The organism is uncultured Arthrobacter sp. (genome assembly GCF_902805515.1).
GTDB lineage: Bacteria > Actinomycetota > Actinomycetes > Actinomycetales > Micrococcaceae > Arthrobacter_D.
The window spans coordinates 20,499-35,337 of sequence record NZ_CADCTE010000136.1 but is presented as its reverse complement, the minus strand read 5'-3'; the positions used below and the strand labels follow the sequence as shown (position 1 = coordinate 35,337).

At 68.0% G+C, this 14,839-nt stretch carries 15 protein-coding genes and 1 pseudogene; 7 read left to right on the top strand and 9 right to left on the bottom strand.

What is annotated here, in order from left to right; all coding sequences use genetic code 11:
- The 6 genes and pseudogenes from QZX79_RS12225 to fabF all read left to right on the top strand — a co-directional run.
- Nucleotides 1-933 (top strand): annotated as a pseudogene (locus QZX79_RS12225) (pyruvate dehydrogenase (acetyl-transferring), homodimeric type); the annotation flags it as partial.
- Nucleotides 934-1,052: 119 nt separating this feature from the next.
- Nucleotides 1,053-2,357 carry a CdaR family transcriptional regulator gene (locus tag QZX79_RS12220; RefSeq protein ID WP_294568538.1) on the top strand — a complete coding sequence of 435 codons (1,305 nt, stop codon included), beginning with the start codon at nucleotides 1,053-1,055 and terminating at the stop codon, nucleotides 2,355-2,357.
- A gap of 78 nt (nucleotides 2,358-2,435) precedes the next feature.
- Entirely contained in the window at nucleotides 2,436-3,398 is a 963-nt protein-coding gene (locus QZX79_RS12215) for an ACP S-malonyltransferase (RefSeq protein WP_294568537.1), read from the top strand.
- Nucleotides 3,395-4,498, top strand: coding sequence for a beta-ketoacyl-ACP synthase III (locus QZX79_RS12210; RefSeq protein WP_294568536.1), 1,104 nt, complete (start codon nucleotides 3,395-3,397; stop codon nucleotides 4,496-4,498). Before QZX79_RS12215 ends, QZX79_RS12210 begins: the two co-directional genes overlap by 4 nt.
- 79 nt (nucleotides 4,499-4,577) lie before the next feature.
- Nucleotides 4,578-4,823 carry an acyl carrier protein gene (locus tag QZX79_RS12205; protein WP_133402200.1) on the top strand — a complete coding sequence of 82 codons (246 nt, stop codon included), beginning with the start codon at nucleotides 4,578-4,580 and terminating at the stop codon, nucleotides 4,821-4,823.
- Between the two features lie 123 nt (nucleotides 4,824-4,946).
- Nucleotides 4,947-6,182: a beta-ketoacyl-ACP synthase II gene (gene fabF, locus QZX79_RS12200; protein WP_294568535.1), complete on the top strand. Its 1,236-nt coding sequence runs from the start codon at nucleotides 4,947-4,949 to the stop codon at nucleotides 6,180-6,182.
- Nucleotides 6,183-6,282: 100 nt separating this feature from the next.
- Here fabF and QZX79_RS12195 read toward each other — a convergent pair whose 3' ends face one another.
- From QZX79_RS12195 to QZX79_RS12170, 6 genes are all read right to left on the bottom strand, one after another.
- Entirely contained in the window at nucleotides 6,283-6,786 is a 504-nt protein-coding gene (locus QZX79_RS12195; protein WP_120165355.1) for a DUF3145 domain-containing protein, read from the bottom strand.
- Between the two features lie 228 nt (nucleotides 6,787-7,014).
- A complete protein-coding gene (locus QZX79_RS12190; RefSeq protein ID WP_294568539.1) occupies nucleotides 7,015-7,968 on the bottom strand; it encodes a tyrosine recombinase XerC in 954 nt (317 codons plus the stop codon).
- A gap of 38 nt (nucleotides 7,969-8,006) precedes the next feature.
- Complete coding sequence (locus QZX79_RS12185) at nucleotides 8,007-9,050, bottom strand: methylated-DNA--[protein]-cysteine S-methyltransferase (RefSeq protein WP_294568534.1); 1,044 nt, start codon at nucleotides 9,048-9,050, stop codon at nucleotides 8,007-8,009.
- A gap of 53 nt (nucleotides 9,051-9,103) precedes the next feature.
- The gene (gene dprA, locus QZX79_RS12180; RefSeq protein ID WP_294568533.1) at nucleotides 9,104-10,294 is read right to left on the bottom strand and encodes a DNA-processing protein DprA; all 1,191 of its coding nucleotides are present in this window, start codon (nucleotides 10,292-10,294) and stop codon (nucleotides 9,104-9,106) included.
- On the bottom strand, nucleotides 10,291-11,829 hold the full coding sequence (locus tag QZX79_RS12175) for a YifB family Mg chelatase-like AAA ATPase (protein WP_294568532.1): 1,539 nt from the start codon (nucleotides 11,827-11,829) through the stop codon (nucleotides 10,291-10,293). Before QZX79_RS12175 ends, dprA begins: the two co-directional genes overlap by 4 nt.
- Complete coding sequence (locus QZX79_RS12170) at nucleotides 11,830-12,195, bottom strand: YraN family protein (protein ID WP_294568531.1); 366 nt, start codon at nucleotides 12,193-12,195, stop codon at nucleotides 11,830-11,832.
- Between the two features lie 212 nt (nucleotides 12,196-12,407).
- On the opposite strand from QZX79_RS12170, the gene QZX79_RS12165 reads away from it, so the two are divergent.
- On the top strand, nucleotides 12,408-12,620 hold the full coding sequence (locus QZX79_RS12165) for a hypothetical protein (protein WP_294568530.1): 213 nt from the start codon (nucleotides 12,408-12,410) through the stop codon (nucleotides 12,618-12,620).
- Between the two features lie 208 nt (nucleotides 12,621-12,828).
- Here QZX79_RS12165 and QZX79_RS12160 read toward each other — a convergent pair whose 3' ends face one another.
- The 3 genes from QZX79_RS12160 to lepB are packed head-to-tail and all read right to left on the bottom strand — an operon-like array spanning nucleotide 12,829 to nucleotide 14,754.
- Entirely contained in the window at nucleotides 12,829-13,155 is a 327-nt protein-coding gene (locus QZX79_RS12160) for a DUF2469 domain-containing protein (RefSeq protein ID WP_120165348.1), read from the bottom strand.
- A 7-nt stretch (nucleotides 13,156-13,162) separates the two neighbouring features.
- On the bottom strand, nucleotides 13,163-13,888 hold the full coding sequence (locus QZX79_RS12155; protein WP_294568529.1) for a ribonuclease HII: 726 nt from the start codon (nucleotides 13,886-13,888) through the stop codon (nucleotides 13,163-13,165).
- On the bottom strand, nucleotides 13,888-14,754 hold the full coding sequence (gene lepB / locus QZX79_RS12150) for a signal peptidase I (protein WP_294568528.1): 867 nt from the start codon (nucleotides 14,752-14,754) through the stop codon (nucleotides 13,888-13,890). Before lepB ends, QZX79_RS12155 begins: the two co-directional genes overlap by 1 nt.
- Nucleotides 14,755-14,839: the final 85 nt, after the last annotated feature.

Below are 14,839 nucleotides of genomic sequence, written 5' to 3'. Positions count from 1 at the left end.
GAACCGCTGATCCCCGTCTACGTCTTCTACTCGATGTTCGGGTTCCAGCGCACCGGTGACTCGATCTGGGCGGCCGCCGACCAGATGACCCGCGGATTCATTATCGGGGCCACCGCAGGGCGCACCACGCTCACCGGCGAGGGCCTCCAGCACGCCGACGGACACTCTCCGATCCTGGCCTCGACGAACCCGGCCGTCATCACGTACGACCCGGCCTTCGGGTACGAGATCGGCCACATCCTCCGGGACGGGCTGAACCGGATGTACGGCGAGAACCCGGGCGGATCCGAGTCCGACCGGAACCTCATGTACTACCTGACGGTGTACAACGAGCCGTACGTGCAGCCTGCCGAGCCCGAAGAGCTCGACGTCGAGGGCCTGCTCAAGGGCATCTACCTGCTCAAGCCGGCCAAGGTCGACGGTCCGCGCACGCAGCTGCTCGCCTCCGGCGTGGCGGTGCCGTGGGCGCTCGAGGCCCAGCAGATCCTCGCCGAGGACTGGGGCGTCTCGGCCGACGTCTGGTCGGTCACGTCCTGGAACGAACTGCGCCGCGACGGGCTCAACGCCGAGGAGGAGGCCTTCCTCAACCCCGGCGGCGAGGCCCGCAGGCCGTTCATCACCGAACAGCTCGAGGGTGCCACCGGCCCCATCGTCGCGGTGAGCGACTTCATGAAGGCCGTGCCGGATCAGATCCGGCAGTTCCTGCCCAACGAGTTCGCCACCCTGGGCGCCGACGGCTTCGGCTTCTCGGACACCCGTGCGGCGGCGCGCCGGTTCTTCAAGATCGACAGCCACTCCATCGTCGTCCGCGCCCTGGAGATGCTCGCCCGCCGCGGCGAGGTCGACGCCAACGCACCGAAGGACGCCATCGAGAAGTACTCGCTGCTCGATGTCAATGCCGGAACGACGGGCAACGCCGGCGGCGAGAGCTAAACCGCAGGCGGCATACCAGCAACGGCTCAGCAGCAGCTGGAACGACGACGGCGGGCGGCGGACGAAAGTCCACCGCCCGCCGCGGCGTTTAAGCACGCGCTTTGTAGCTCTTCCACAAAATGGAGCTTCCCGGGCGAAAACCGTATGCTCGGATCATGCCGCTCCCCGACAGCCCCGTTTCCCCGCCCCGGACCGCCGGGACGGCCAAGGGGTCATCCGTGGCGCCGCCCGATCCAGACACCGTCGAAAGACTCCGCTCCAAGATCGGGTCCCTCTCCACGGCGACGCTCCGGCAGCTCGACTCCGACCTTCCGTGGTACCGCGGGCTGCGCCCCGACGAGCGCTCGGCCCTGGGCATGGTCGCCCAGAAGGGCATCGCCTCCTTCGTCAACTGGTACCAGCGCCCGGTGTCCCCCGCGTGGGTGCTCAGCGATGTCTTCGGCACCGCCCCGACCGAACTGACCCGCTCGATCAGCCTCCAGAAGGCGCTCCAGCTGATCCGCGTCGTCGTGCAGGTTGTCGAGGACCAGGTGCCGTTCCTCGCGCCCCCGGCCGATCAGGCACCCCTGCGTGAGGCGGTCCTGCGGTATTCACGGGAGGTGGCGTTCGCCGCTGCCGACGTCTATGCCCGGGCCGCCGAAACCCGCGGGTCCTGGGACACCCGCCTGGAGGCGCTCGTCGTCGACGCGATCCTCCGGGGGGAGAGTTCGGACGCGCTGCGCTCCCGGATCGCCGCTGTCGGCTGGAACTCGCAGGCCCGGATCACTGTGATGGTGGGGAGTTCGCCGCCCGAACCCAACGCGTCCTTCCTCAACGAGTTGCGCCGGGTTACCGGGCGGCTCGCCGAAGACACCCTCGTGGGGATCCAGGGCGACCGCCTGATCCTCGTGCTTGGCGGCGTGCATGACCGCGACGCCTCCTACACCCGCCTCAGCGAGCTCTTCGGACCCGGGCCCGTCGTGTACGGGCCCGAGGCGGAATCGCTCGTCGCCGCGAGCAGCTCCGCACAGGCGGCCTTCGCCGGCCTCACCGCCGCCAAGGCCTGGCCCACCGCTCCCCGCCCGGTCTCCGCCGAGGACCTGTGGCCCGAGCGGGTCATCTCCGGCGACGACTCGGCGCGCAAGGCCCTCGTCCACACCATCTACCGGCCACTGCTCAACGCCTCCAACGGCCTTGAACAGACCCTGTCCGCCTACCTCACGCTCGGCCACTCGCTGGAGGCCACCTCGCGGGCCCTCTTCGTGCATGCCAACACCGTGCGCTACCGCCTGCGTCGGGTCTGCGACGTCACCGGCTGGGATCCGCTGATCCCCCGGGAGGCCTATGTGCTGCAGACCGCGCTGGTCGTGGGGAGGCTCTACCAGTCGGCAAAATCGGCGCCCGAGCGGTCTTCGACCCGCGCATCCGAGGTGCGCACCTTGTAGGGTTCCTACAAAGCGCCTACGGCAGCTTGGTTCACCCAAACACCCGAGAAAGCCCAACGTCTTTGGAAAGCTGGAAACGTGCTTGCAATCGTCTGCCCCGGCCAGGGGTCCCAAACGCCAGGATTCCTCAGCCCGTGGCTTGAACTGCCCGGTGTCGCCGGGCACCTCGCCCTCCTCAGCGACCGTGCCGGCGTCGACCTGGTCAAGCACGGAACGGTCTCCGACGAGGACACCATCAAGGACACGGCTGTCGCCCAGCCCCTGATCGTCGCGGCCGGTCTTGTCACCGCAAGGGTGCTCCTCGCAGACCGGCCACTGACCGCAGGGACCGTCGTCGCAGGCCACTCGGTCGGCGAGCTGACAGCCACGGCCATTGCCGGAGCGCTGACCGAGGCCGACGCCGTATCGTTCGTCCGCGTCCGCGCCACGGCAATGGCCACAGCCGCCGCCGCCGTGCCCACGGGGATGAGCGCGATCCTGGGCGGAGACCCGGCCGACGTCGCGCAGGTCCTCGAACGCCTCGGGCTGACCGCCGCCAATGCGAACGGTGGTGGCCAGGTGGTCGCTGCAGGCACGCTGGAGCAGCTGGCGGCCCTTGCAGCGGATCCGCCCGCGAAGGCCCGGGTGATCCCGCTGAAGGTCGCCGGCGCCTTCCACACCTCGCACATGGCACCGGCGGTCACCGCCCTTGAGGAGCTGCGGCCCTCGCTGTCCCCGGCCGAGCCGCTTCCCACGCTGCTCTCCAACTTCGACGGACAGCCTGTGAGCACCGGCGAGGCAAACCTTGACAGCCTGATCCTCCAGGTTTCCCGCCCGGTCCGGTGGGACCTGTGCATGGCGGCAATGCAGGAAATGGGCGTCACGGGCATGCTTGAGCTCGCACCGGCAGGAACACTGACAGGCCTCGCGAAACGCGGAATGCGCGGTACGGCCGCATTGCCCGTAAAATCTCCGGAGGACCTTGACGCGGCCCGAGCTTTCATCGACGAGCATTCGCGTCTCCTGGACACCGATTCATCTCTGGCAGAAGGACATCAGTGAGCACTCCGGCTTTGCAGCAGGCCCCCCTGCGCGAATACACGCGGATCTACGGCGTCGGCGCCTACCGGCCCGAGGTGATCGTCACCAACGACGACGTCGTCCAGTGGATCGACTCCTCCGATGAGTGGATCCGCCAGCGGACCGGCATCGTGACCCGCCACCGCGCGCCGCGCGACGTGAGCGTCATCGACATGGCCGAAGCCGCGGCGAGGGACGCCCTCGCCAGCGCCGGCATCGACGCCAAGCAGCTCGGCGCGGTGCTCGTCTCGACGGTCACCCATCCCCATGCCACCCCGTCGGCCTCCGCGCAGCTCGCGGACCGCCTCGGCGCGACGCCGGCACCGGCCTATGACATTTCGGCTGCCTGCGCCGGATATTGCTACGGCATCGCCCAGGCAGACGCCCTCGTCCATGCCGGCACCGCGGAATACGTCCTTGTCGTCGGCGTCGAGAAGCTGTCGGACTTCATCGACAACTCCGACCGCACCATTTCCTTCCTGCTCGGCGACGGCGCGGGCGCTGTCATCGTAGGCCCGTCGGAGACGGCGGGCATCGGCCCGTCGGTCTGGGGATCGGACGGCAGCAAGCACGAATCGATCCGCATGACCCGCTCGCTCCTCGACACGCGCGACTACTCGCTCGGCGCCCTCGCCACGCCGGCGCCCGGCGCTTCCGAGGGTGGGGCCGCCGACGAGGCCATCGACGGTGCTGCCGCCGACCCTACGGCCGAGAGGGCCGCCCTCTGGCCGACCATGGTCCAGGACGGGCCCACGGTGTTCCGCTGGGCGGTCTGGGAGATGGCCAAGGTTGCACAGCAGGCCCTCGACGCCGCAGGGATCACCTCGGAGGACCTCGCGGCCTTCATCCCCCATCAGGCGAACATCCGTATCATCGATGAAATGGTCAAGCAGCTGAAGCTGCCCGACCACGTCAGCGTGGCACGTGACATCGTTGATGCAGGAAACACCTCGGCCGCGTCAATTCCGCTGGCGATGCACAGGCTCCTGGAGGAACAGCCCGAACTGAGCGGCGGACTCGCCCTCCAGATCGGCTTTGGAGCAGGTCTCGTCTTCGGCGCGCAGGTCGTCGTCCTCCCCTAGGTTTCCACGCCCAAACCGCCGACGGTGGTTTGACCCATCACGCCGGGACCGCCCGGCAGCAAAAGAAAAGGAGCCACTTATGGCTAGCAACGAAGAAATCCTGGCCGGCCTGGCCGAAATCGTCAACGAAGAGACGGGACTCGCACCCGAGTCCGTCGAGATGGACAAGTCCTTCACCGACGACCTCGACATCGACTCCATCTCGATGATGACCATCGTCGTCAACGCCGAGGAGAAGTTCGGCGTCCGCATCCCGGACGAGGAAGTCAAGAACCTCAAGACCGTAGGCGACGCCGTTACCTTCATCGCCGGCGCGCAGGCGTAACACCTGCTCCGCGAGGAGCGACGGCGGCAGCCTCCGGCCCGAGCGCCGGAGGCAGCCGCCCTTCTTCACCCTGGTTCCCGCCGGAAGGCGTCGACCGACCCAACGCTTTGAAAGAGTGACCCCATGCCCCGCAAAGTAGTCATCACCGGCCTCGGTGCGACAACGCCCATCGGCGGTGACGTACCCACCATGTGGGCAAACGCCCTCAAGGGTGTTTCCGGTGCTCACACCATCGAGGCCGACTGGGTCCAGAAATACGAACTTCCCGTCACGTTCGCGGCCCAGGTCTCCACGCCGGCCAGCGACGTCCTCTCGCGCGTTGAGGCCAAGCGGATGGATCCCTCGACCCAGTTCGCCGTCGTCGCCTCCCGCGAGGCCTGGCGCGACTCCGGCATCGAAGAGGTCGATCCGGACCGTCTGGCCGTAGCCTTCGCCACCGGCATCGGCGGGGTGTGGACCCTGCTCGACGCCTGGGACACCCTGCGCGACAAGGGCCCGCGCCGCGTCCTGCCGATGACCGTTCCCATGCTGATGCCCAACGGCCCGGCCGCCGCGGTCAGCCTCGACATCGGAGCGCGCGCCGGCGCCCACACCCCCGTCTCGGCCTGCGCCTCGGGCACCGAGGCCCTCCACCAGGGCCTCGAACTGATCCGCTCCGGCAAGGCCGACGTCGTCATGTGCGGCGGCGCCGAGGCGGCGATCCACCCCATGCCGATGGCCGCGTTCGCCTCGATGCAGGCCCTCTCGCGCCGCAATGACGACCCCGAGCACGCCTCACGGCCCTACGACCTCAACCGTGACGGTTTCGTCATGGGTGAAGGCGCCGGCGCCTTGGTGCTCGAAGCCGAGGAGCACGCCCTCGCCCGCGGTGCCCGCATCTACGGCGAACTGGCCGGCACGTCCGTCACCGCCGACGCGTACCACATCACCGCGCCGGACCCGGGCGGACTGGGTGCCACCCGCGCCCTCAAGGCCGCACTGTTCGACGCGCGGGCCCTGCCCTCGGACGTGGTCCACATCAACGCCCACGCCACCTCCACGCCGGTCGGCGACAAGCCCGAGTACATCGCACTGAAGGAAGCGCTCGGCGCACACGTCGGCAACGTGGCGGTTTCGGCCACCAAGTCGCAGACCGGTCACCTCCTGGGTGCCTCGGGCGCCGTCGAGGCCGTGATGACCGTCCTGGCCGTGTACGACCGGAGCGCCCCGGTGACGATCAACTTGGAGAATCAGGACCCCGAGATCCCCCTCGACGTCGTCACCTCCGAGCGCAAGCTTCCCGGCGGGGACATTGTCGCGCTGAGCAACTCCTTCGGCTTTGGCGGCCACAATGCCGTCGTCGTTATCCGGAACGTCTAGCCTCCCGTAGCACAAAAGAAGGGCGCCCCCGTCCAGGGTGCCCTTCTTTTGTGCTATGGGATAGCGGCCGCGAGTTTGACCGGCCGCTGTGGGGTGCCTGTCAGCCGACCTGGTGGAGCCAGCGGACGGGAGCGCCTTCGGCTGCGTGGCGGAACGGCTCGAGCTCTTCATCCCAGGATTCGCCGAGCGCAAGGGACAGCTCGTTGTAGACGGCGGACGGATCGCCGGCGCCTGCCTCGTAGGCGTAACGGATGCGGTCCTCGGAAACCATGATGTTCCCGTGGACGTCGGTGGTGGCGTGGAAGATGCCGAGTTCGGGGGTGTGGGACCAGCGTCCGCCGTCAACGCCGGCGCTCTGCTCCTCGGTGACCTCGTAGCGCAGGTGCGCCCAGCCGCGCAGGGCCGAGGCGAGCTGCGCTCCCGAACCCTGCGGTCCGGTCCAGGCGAGTTCGGCGCGGTGCATTCCGGGCGCGGCAGGCTGCGGCCTCCAGTCCAGGTCGGCCCGCTTGTCGAGCACCGACCCAATGGCCCACTCGACATGAGGGCACAACGCGGAAGGGGCTGAGTGCACGTACAAAACACCGCGGGCCATCACAACAGACATTCCATCCTCCATAGCTTTAGGTACGTCTTCCCCAACGACCTGCATGGCAGATGAAACGGTGCAGCTTTGCGTGTGCTTTGACGACACTGCCCTTTGTGCAGTGTGCCGGATGACTAACTAGGAATCATTGTGCCGTACAACTCACCGGAGCGCCACTGTAACTACTCAGGTAATTGTAAAAACTACTTGCTTTCCGGCGAGCCTCTGAATTCCATTCCACCGGACGTATTATGCGCGGGGATGTGACTGCTCGTAACTCCGGCGCAACCGGTCCACCGAGACGTGCGTATAAATCTGGGTTGTCGCCAGGCTGTTGTGGCCGAGGATCTCCTGCACTGCCCGAAGGTCGGCGCCGCCGTCGAGGAGGTGTGTGGCGGTGCTGTGGCGGATGGCGTGCGGCCCCGAGGCCGAGGTGCCGCCGAGGGCGGCGAACAGTTTTTGGACGGCGCCGCGCACCGCGCGCTGGTCGATCCGGCCACCGCGCCGGCCGAGGAAGACGGCCGGCCCGCTGGCCGCGGTGGAAAACTGGGGCCGGCCGCGGCGCAGCCAGTCATCCAAAGCGTGGGCCGCCGGCACTCCGAAGGGAACCGTCCGCTCCTTGTTGCCCTTACCGAGCACCGTGAGGGTGCGCCGCTCGGTGTTGAGGTCGTCAATGTCCAGTCCGGTCAGCTCTCCGACGCGGATGCCGGTGCCGTAGAGGAGTTCAACCAGAGCCCGGGACTGAAGGGCGCCTCCCTCCCCCGCCGCAGCCGCCTCTTCGAGGGAAGCGAAGATGGAGTCAAGCTGGGCACGGGTGACGACGTGGGGAAGCGACTTTTCCCGTTTCGGCGCCCGCAGCCGGAGCGCGGGATTGACCGAGATCAGCTCTTCGCGCTCGGCCCAGGCCATGAAGCTGCGGGCAGTCGCCGCGCGCCGGGCGATGGTTGAGCGGGACAGCCCCGCGCTGTCGAGCGAACCCAGCCAGGCCCGGAAGTCGCTGAGCTCCATGTCCTCAAGCCGTTCGGTGCCCCGCGCCTGGACGAAGCCCAGCAGCAGCTCGAGGTCGATCAGGTAGGCCCGGACCGTGTGCTCAGAACGGTTACGTTCGGCCTCAAGATACCGCCTATACCTATCGACAGCGTCGGCGAACGACGGTGAGAGGTCGACCGCCGGCTTGCCTGCGGGAGTCTTCGAGACAGCGATGTCCTGCTCCCTTCCGGCTTTGTACAGTTCTTGGACCTCTACTCTGCTCCTTCCTGGTGACCGCGTCCAACAGGCGCTCCGGGCACGAGGTCCCTTTGTTTCCCGCGGGACCTACTACGCCCGGCGCCGCCCCGTGGGCTGCCTGCTCCCACCATGGCTCTCAGGGCCGACCTCTGCGCCGCGCCGGCCCCGGCGGTTTCCCCTGCCAGGGGCACCGCGCTTTCGATCGCCGCCATTTCCATAACCATTTCCATTGGCGGACCCGCAGCGGAATTCGCCCCCGATGGCGCAGCATTCTCTACTTCACCAGCCGCCGTGCCTTCTGTTCCGCTTGTCACCGTGCTCTCTCCGGCGGTTGCCGCCGCGCTCTCGGCCGGAACGGCCGGCCCGGCTGTGATCCCTGTCCTCCCTGTTTCCCCGGCAGCACGCCGCGCTGTTTTGACGCCTTGCGAAACGGCTGCTCCTTCGAGGTCGAGCAGGAACCGTTTGGCGTCGATTCCGGCCGCATAGCCAGCGAGCGCCCCATTTCCCGCAACGACACGGTGGCCCGGGATGAGGATCGACAGGGGGTTCGCCCGTACAGCGGCTCCGACGGCCCGGCCCATGGCGGGGTTGCCCAGTGCCGCGGCAATGCTTCGGTAGGTGCGTGTCTGGCCGTAGGGAATTCGAGCGACGGCGGCCCACACTCGGTGTTGGAATCCCGTGCCGGCTGGGAGGAGCAGCAGCTGGAAGGAGCGCCGGGTTCCTGCGAAGTACTCTTCGAGCTGTCTGGCTGCGTCAAGGAGAACCGCGCCTGCATCCCTTCCCGTAGAGCCTCCGTGCTCCCTTGGCACGATTCCGTTCGGCTCCGTGCCGACGGTAACACTCGACTCGCTGCCCGGCGGGGCCCCCACCTCCGGGGGTCCGGCATCCTGGTGTCCGGCATCCTGGGGACCCGCCCGGTGTTCCTGCCAGGGCTCCCCCAGCAGCACCACCCCGGGCTGCGGGTCGTGCCGTTCGTGGTAGGCACCGACGAGTCCGCCTTGTGCCGCCACAAGAATGAGGCCGCCGATAGGACTTTCAATTCGGTAATGCTGTCTCATAGCAGATTCTCCTCGTTCTCCTTCAGGTGCAGGATTTTTCCCGGCTTCTTTTGTCACGATTTCGGTGTCCGCTTCCACCCTTCCGGGCCGCGGAGGGCGAGACCTGCGAGCTCGAGGCGGGCCAGCCCGGCCAGGACGTCCCGTGATCCGAGCCCGGCTACCGAGGCGAGCTTGTCGATTGAGGAGTAGATCCTCAGCGGGAGGGCATCGAGCAGGAGGATGTCCTGGACGGCCAGTCCATCGTGGTCGCTGGACGGAACGGACACCTCGGTCTCAGCGTTGGTCCCGAGTGGACCAACGAGCTCAGCCACCTCGGACGCCTCCGTCACGCAGATGGCGCTTCCGTCCCGGAGGAGACGGTGGCAGCCAGCGGAATTCGCTGAAAAGACCGAGCCCGGGACGGCTCCCACGGGGCGCCCGAGCCCGGCGGCGTGGTGGGCGGTGTTGAGGGCGCCGGACCTCCACCGGGCCTCCACTACGACCGTGACGGCGCCTAGCGCTGCAATGAGCCGGTTCCGCGCTAGGAAGCGCCATCGGGTAGGGGAAGAGCCCGGCGGAACCTCGGAGATGACGAGTCCGTCCTGCGCGATGGTGCGCAGCAGTTCCTCGTGGCCCGCCGGGTAGTAGCGGTCAACACCGCAGGCCATGACGGCGATCGTCGGTGGCTGGGCCGTGCCCGAGGTTCCGAGCGCAGCGCGGTGGGCCTGGGCATCGATGCCGTAGGCCCCGCCGGAGAGAATGGTGAGGCCCTTCATGGCGAGTCCTGATGCCATCTCGGCCGTGACTGAGGCGCCGTAGTTGGTGCTGTCGCGGGACCCCACAACTGCCACCATCCGCTGGAGCGGGGGTATTTCAGCCGGTCCGCGGGCCCACAGGCACACCGGTGCTGCAAGCTGGAGGTCCTCGAGGGCGGCTGGCCAGTCCTCCGCTTCCGGAGTCAGCAGGCGCCCGCCGAATCGAGCCAGGGTCGCGAGGTCCCGTTCGGGGGCCAGGTCGTTCCGGCGGGGTGCCCAGCGTTCAAGCGCCCGGTCAAGCAGGTTGCTCTGGCGTTCGCCCGGCGCGAGCAGTTCCTGGATTTCCTGCCTCAGGTCACCGGCCGCCTTCAGATCTCCGGTGGCAATGCGGAGCGCGTCGAGAGGACCGGCCGCGGCCACCAAGGCGAGCCCGACGGCGTCCGAAGGTTCGAACAGGCGTGACAACGCTGCGCGCGCCATCGCGGTACTGCTGTCCTGGGCGACATTCATGCGGCCCGCTCCTGCAGGCGGAAGCCCAGAGCCACGGACACGTCATCGGGGTCGGGACGGACGTGTCCGGCGAGGTCCGAAACGGTCCAGGCGACCTTGAGCACCCGATCCCAGCCTCGGGCGCTGACCAGGCCGCGTTCCAGGGCCTGGTCCAATGCTGCGGTCACCCCGCGCGGCAGGCGGAGTTCATCCCGCAGGATCCGGCCTCGAATTTCGGAATTTGTCGAGCAACCCCAGCGGGAGAGCCTTTGCGCCTGTGCGCTCCGTGCCGCATGCACCCGAGCGGCAACGGTGGAGCTGCTTTCCCCTGCCGTTCCGTTGACATAGTCGTTCAGTGCAACCCTGTTGACCGCAAGCTGCAGGTCGACCCGGTCGAGCAAGGGACCGGACAGTCGATTGAAGTAGCGCCGGCGCTGCTGTGCCGTGCACTGGCATTCAGCACCCTTGCCCGAGGCGAGGCCGCACGGGCACGGATTGAGGGCGAGTACGAGCTGGAAGCGGGCAGGATAGGCCGCCGTTCCCGCCGAGCGGTGGAGCACCAGGGAGCCACTCTCAAGCGGCTCACGGAGGGCCTCGAGCACCCGCCGCTCATACTCGGGCGCTTCATCGAGGAACAGCACGCCCCGGTGCGCACGGGAGGCCGCACCGGGCCGCGGTATGCCACTTCCACCTCCGATGATGGCGGCCGTCGTCGCCGTGTGGTGGGGGCTCTCGAAGGGCGGCCGGCGCCGAAGGGTATTGCAGGGGGTACCGCTGAGCGAGTGAATGGCCGTGACCTCCATGGCGTGCTGGTCATTCAGGTCGGGCAGGATGCCAGGCATCCGTTCAGCGAGCATCGTCTTCCCCGCACCTGGCGGACCGACCATCATGAGGTGATGCGCGCCGGCCGCAGCGACCTCCAGGGCGAACCGTGCCTCAGCCTGACCTGCAACATCCGCAAGATCGCGGTGCGCTCCGGCCTCCGGCTGGGCACGGTCCGCCTCCTGCTGCTCGGGTTCACTTCCACCGAGTGACTGCACCGCTGCAGGATCGGCACCGTAGGCCAGGAGCACCTCGGCGAGGGAACGGTAACCGCATACCTGCGCGCCTGGGACAAGTGCTGCTTCGGCCCGGTTGCCGACGGCCACGACGACATCGCCGTATCCGGCGGAGACGGCCGCCATCACCGCCGGAAGGACGCCGCGGATCGGGCGGAGCCGACCGTCGAGGCCGAGCTCGGCAAGAAACACCGTCTGTCCGAAGCCCCGGACGTCCCCCGCTGCAGCCAGCGCCGCCATCACGATCGCAAGGTCAAAGCCAGAACCACGTTTGGGAAGCGACGCCGGAACGAGATTGACGGTGATCTTGCGGCGGCTGAGGGGGACCCCGGCGTTCCGTGCGGCCGCCCTGATCCGGTCCTTCGCCTCGTTCAGGGACGCGTCCGGCAGGCCAAGGAGTACGAATGCCGGCAGGGTCTGACCGATGTCCGCTTCGACCTCCACGATGTAGCCGTTGAGCCCTACCAACGCGACGGAGTACGTGCGGCCCAACGCCATCTAGATCACCGCCCGGACGTGTTCGATCTGGAGACTGCCCGCACCGTCGTCGAGGATGGCCACGGCATCGATACGGAAGCCGGCGAAACGCTGCTGGTGCGCCCGGGCCCACTTGGAGGCCAGCACGTAGAGCCGCTCCAGCTTCGCCGTGCTGATCGCCTCCAGCGGGTGCCCGAAATCCTGGGAACTGCGCGTCTTGACCTCGACAATGACCAGGGTTGCGCCATCCACCGCCACCAGATCGATCTCCCCGGTGGGACAGCGCCAATTCCGGTCCACCACCTGAAGCCCCCGCGCTTCAAGGAACTCCGCAGCGGCCGCCTCCCCCCGCCGTCCCAGTTCATCCTTCGCCGCCATCGACGCCACCTCCACCACCAAGGATGAAAGGCCCAGGGGAGGGGGTGGTGAGCGACAGCCGCTATGTGGATAACCCGTCGGTCCGGCTCAGATGCGGCCGAGCGGCAAGCTCGAGATTCACCAAGGAAGAATGCGGTGGGCCGGCGCCATGGAGCCTGAAGGCGAGTAAGCTCGCATGCAATAAAACCGGCTCATCAACCGCGCACGAGGAGGGACCAGCAATGACACCCATCGAAGACAGGACGGCCGGAGGGTCGGAAGCGGACCAGCTCGAGCAGCAGGCCCCGACCGTTGCGGATGGCGGCGAGGACGACGCCGGCGCCGGCGTCTTCGCCGTAGGCAACGGCGGATCGGAGGCCGACGTCCTTGAACAGTCGGTCGACCTGCCCGACGATTCCGATTCGGAATACCCGCGGGACAGCAACGAGGAATAGGCGCAGCTACCGGACCGTCTCGCGGTCTGAAAAATCGGCCGCTGCTGAGCCGGTTGCAAGACCACGCCGTGCTCCTGCCCACTGACCGCCAATGGTCAGTGGGCATATCCGGACATGCCCACTGATCGACGCCCGTGGATGGGCACAGCAGCCAACTCGGGGAAGGGCCCGCTGCCGAAGGATGGGCGCAGGCGCCAAGAAAGAAGCCCTAGCCGCCCAGGGGCCCGTCCTTGGGCAGGGCGAGGTCGTCCGACTTCGAGAGTTCCTCGACATTGACGTCCTTGAACGTGATGACCCGGACGTTCTTCACGAAGCGCGCCGACCGGTACACGTCCCACACCCAGGCGTCCTGCAGGGTGAGGTCGAAGTAGACCTCCCCGTCGGCGGAGCGTGCCTGCAGGTCGACGTGGTTCGCAAGGTAGAACCGCCGCTCGGTCTCGACGACATAGCTGAAGAGACCCACGACATCGCGGTACTCCCGGTACAGCTGGAGCTCCATGTCGGTTTCGTAGTTTTCAAGATCTTCGGCGCTCATGAATCCATCATCCCCCAATTTCGAGGCCGGGGATTCCCGGCCGTTCGGTGCTTCCCAGCCGCCAGGATCGGCGGTGGTAGTCGGTTGGTCCACGGCCGTCGATGGCGGCCCGGTGGGCGGCCGTCGCGTAGCCCTTGTTGACCTCCCAGCCGTATTCCGGGTGCTCCCGGGCGAGCGATGCCATCAGGGCATCCCGCTCGACCTTGGCCAGGACACTCGCGGCCGCGACGCTGAGGCAGTCGAGGTCGGCCTTGATGCGGGTGGTGACCGGCGAGTCGCAGCCGGTGGGCATGGGCCCGGTGTCGAAGAGGCTGCCCTGGCCGCCCGCCGAGAGCCAGTCGTGGTTGCCGTCGAGGATGACGGCGTCGGGCCGGACGGTCGCCAGGACCTGCTCCCACGCCCGGTTACCCGCCGCCCGCAGCGCGGCCATCAGCCCGTCGGCGTCGATCTCGGCCGCACTTGCATGCCCGACGCCGTAGGCGGCGGCCCAGCGCCGGATTCGCGGCACCAGGGCGGTCCGCTCGGCAGCTGAAAGGAGCTTACTGTCCCGCACCCCGCGCAGTCCCTTGACCGCATCGAGGTCGATCACCACCAGTCCCACCGACACGGGACCGGCCAGCGCTCCGCGGCCCACCTCGTCGCACCCCGCGACATACCGGTGGCCGGCCTGTGTGAAGGTGCGCTCGAAGGACAGGGTGGGTGCCTTGGAACGGGCGGTACGGACCGAAGCCATCAGTTCTCCGATGCGCCTTCGGCCGGCGCAGGAATGTTCTCGAACACGTCGGGGTAGCTGTCGAGGACGGAGGCGTTGCCCAGGGGCCAGGCGATGACCGAGGCCTTCCCTTCGATGGCGTCGACGTCGATGAACCCGCCGTCCTTGTCCTGGTTGGCCCGTGAGTCCGCCGAGGCGTTGCGGTGATCCCCCATCACCCAGATCTTGCCCTCGGGCACGGTGACTTCGAAGGGGGTGTCGGACGGTGCCGCCCCCGGGAAGAGGTACGGCTCGTCGAGCGGTTCCCCGTTGACGGTGATGCGGCCGTCGGCGTCGCAGCATACTATCCTGTCGCCCTCGAGCCCGATGACGCGCTTCACGAGGTGCTGCTGCGACTCGTCCGGGGCGAGCCCCACGAACACGAGCGCTTCGCTGAGCCAGCTGGTGTCGGCGTCGGCCGCCGCTTCGGGCAGCCACTTTTCCTCGTCCCGAAAGACGACGACGTCGCCGCGCTCGAGGGCGAAGGGTTCGGGCACGAGCTGGTTGACGAAGATCCGGTCATCGATCTGCAGCGTGTTTTCCATCGATCCCGAGGGGATGAAGAAGGCCCGGAAGAGGAAGGTCTTGATCAGGAAGGAGAGGACGAGGGCGATGACCACGATCGTCGCGATCTCCTTGAGCCAGCCGAGGAAGCCGCCGCCCTTGCCGCCGGAATCCTTCGCTGCGGCCCTTGAGCCTGCACCCGCGGACGATCCCGCACCGGCAGGGGCCTCAGGACCGGTTGCGCCACCGTCGGCGGGTACGGCGTCGGGTCCAGCGGGGGTGGCACCGGCCGGCTGCGGGCCGCCGGCCCGGGCGGCCGACTTCCAGTGGAAGCGTCGTGGCATTTAGGAATTCCTCTGCGTCTTGGCCGGCGGTGGAGCTGCCGTTCTGTTCCTGCTGAATCTCTGTGGCGTTCCGCTCAACGCCCTC

Excerpts from the sequence above, each read along its gene's own strand:
- QZX79_RS12220 (WP_294568538.1), top strand. The coding sequence starts at position 1,053 with ATGGAGCTTCCCGGGCGAAAACCGTATGCTCGGATCATGCCGCTCCCC.
- QZX79_RS12205 (WP_133402200.1), top strand. The coding sequence starts at position 4,578 with ATGGCTAGCAACGAAGAAATCCTGGCCGGCCTGGCCGAAATCGTCAAC.
- fabF (WP_294568535.1), top strand. The coding sequence starts at position 4,947 with ATGCCCCGCAAAGTAGTCATCACCGGCCTCGGTGCGACAACGCCCATC.
- QZX79_RS12195 (WP_120165355.1), bottom strand. The coding sequence starts at position 6,786 with ATGTCTGTTGTGATGGCCCGCGGTGTTTTGTACGTGCACTCAGCCCCT.
- QZX79_RS12185 (WP_294568534.1), bottom strand. The coding sequence starts at position 9,050 with ATGAGACAGCATTACCGAATTGAAAGTCCTATCGGCGGCCTCATTCTT.
- dprA (WP_294568533.1), bottom strand. The coding sequence starts at position 10,294 with ATGAATGTCGCCCAGGACAGCAGTACCGCGATGGCGCGCGCAGCGTTG.
- QZX79_RS12175 (WP_294568532.1), bottom strand. The coding sequence starts at position 11,829 with ATGGCGTTGGGCCGCACGTACTCCGTCGCGTTGGTAGGGCTCAACGGC.
- QZX79_RS12165 (WP_294568530.1), top strand. The coding sequence starts at position 12,408 with ATGACACCCATCGAAGACAGGACGGCCGGAGGGTCGGAAGCGGACCAG.
- QZX79_RS12160 (WP_120165348.1), bottom strand. The coding sequence starts at position 13,155 with ATGAGCGCCGAAGATCTTGAAAACTACGAAACCGACATGGAGCTCCAG.
- QZX79_RS12155 (WP_294568529.1), bottom strand. The coding sequence starts at position 13,888 with ATGGCTTCGGTCCGTACCGCCCGTTCCAAGGCACCCACCCTGTCCTTC.
- lepB (WP_294568528.1), bottom strand. The coding sequence starts at position 14,754 with ATGCCACGACGCTTCCACTGGAAGTCGGCCGCCCGGGCCGGCGGCCCG.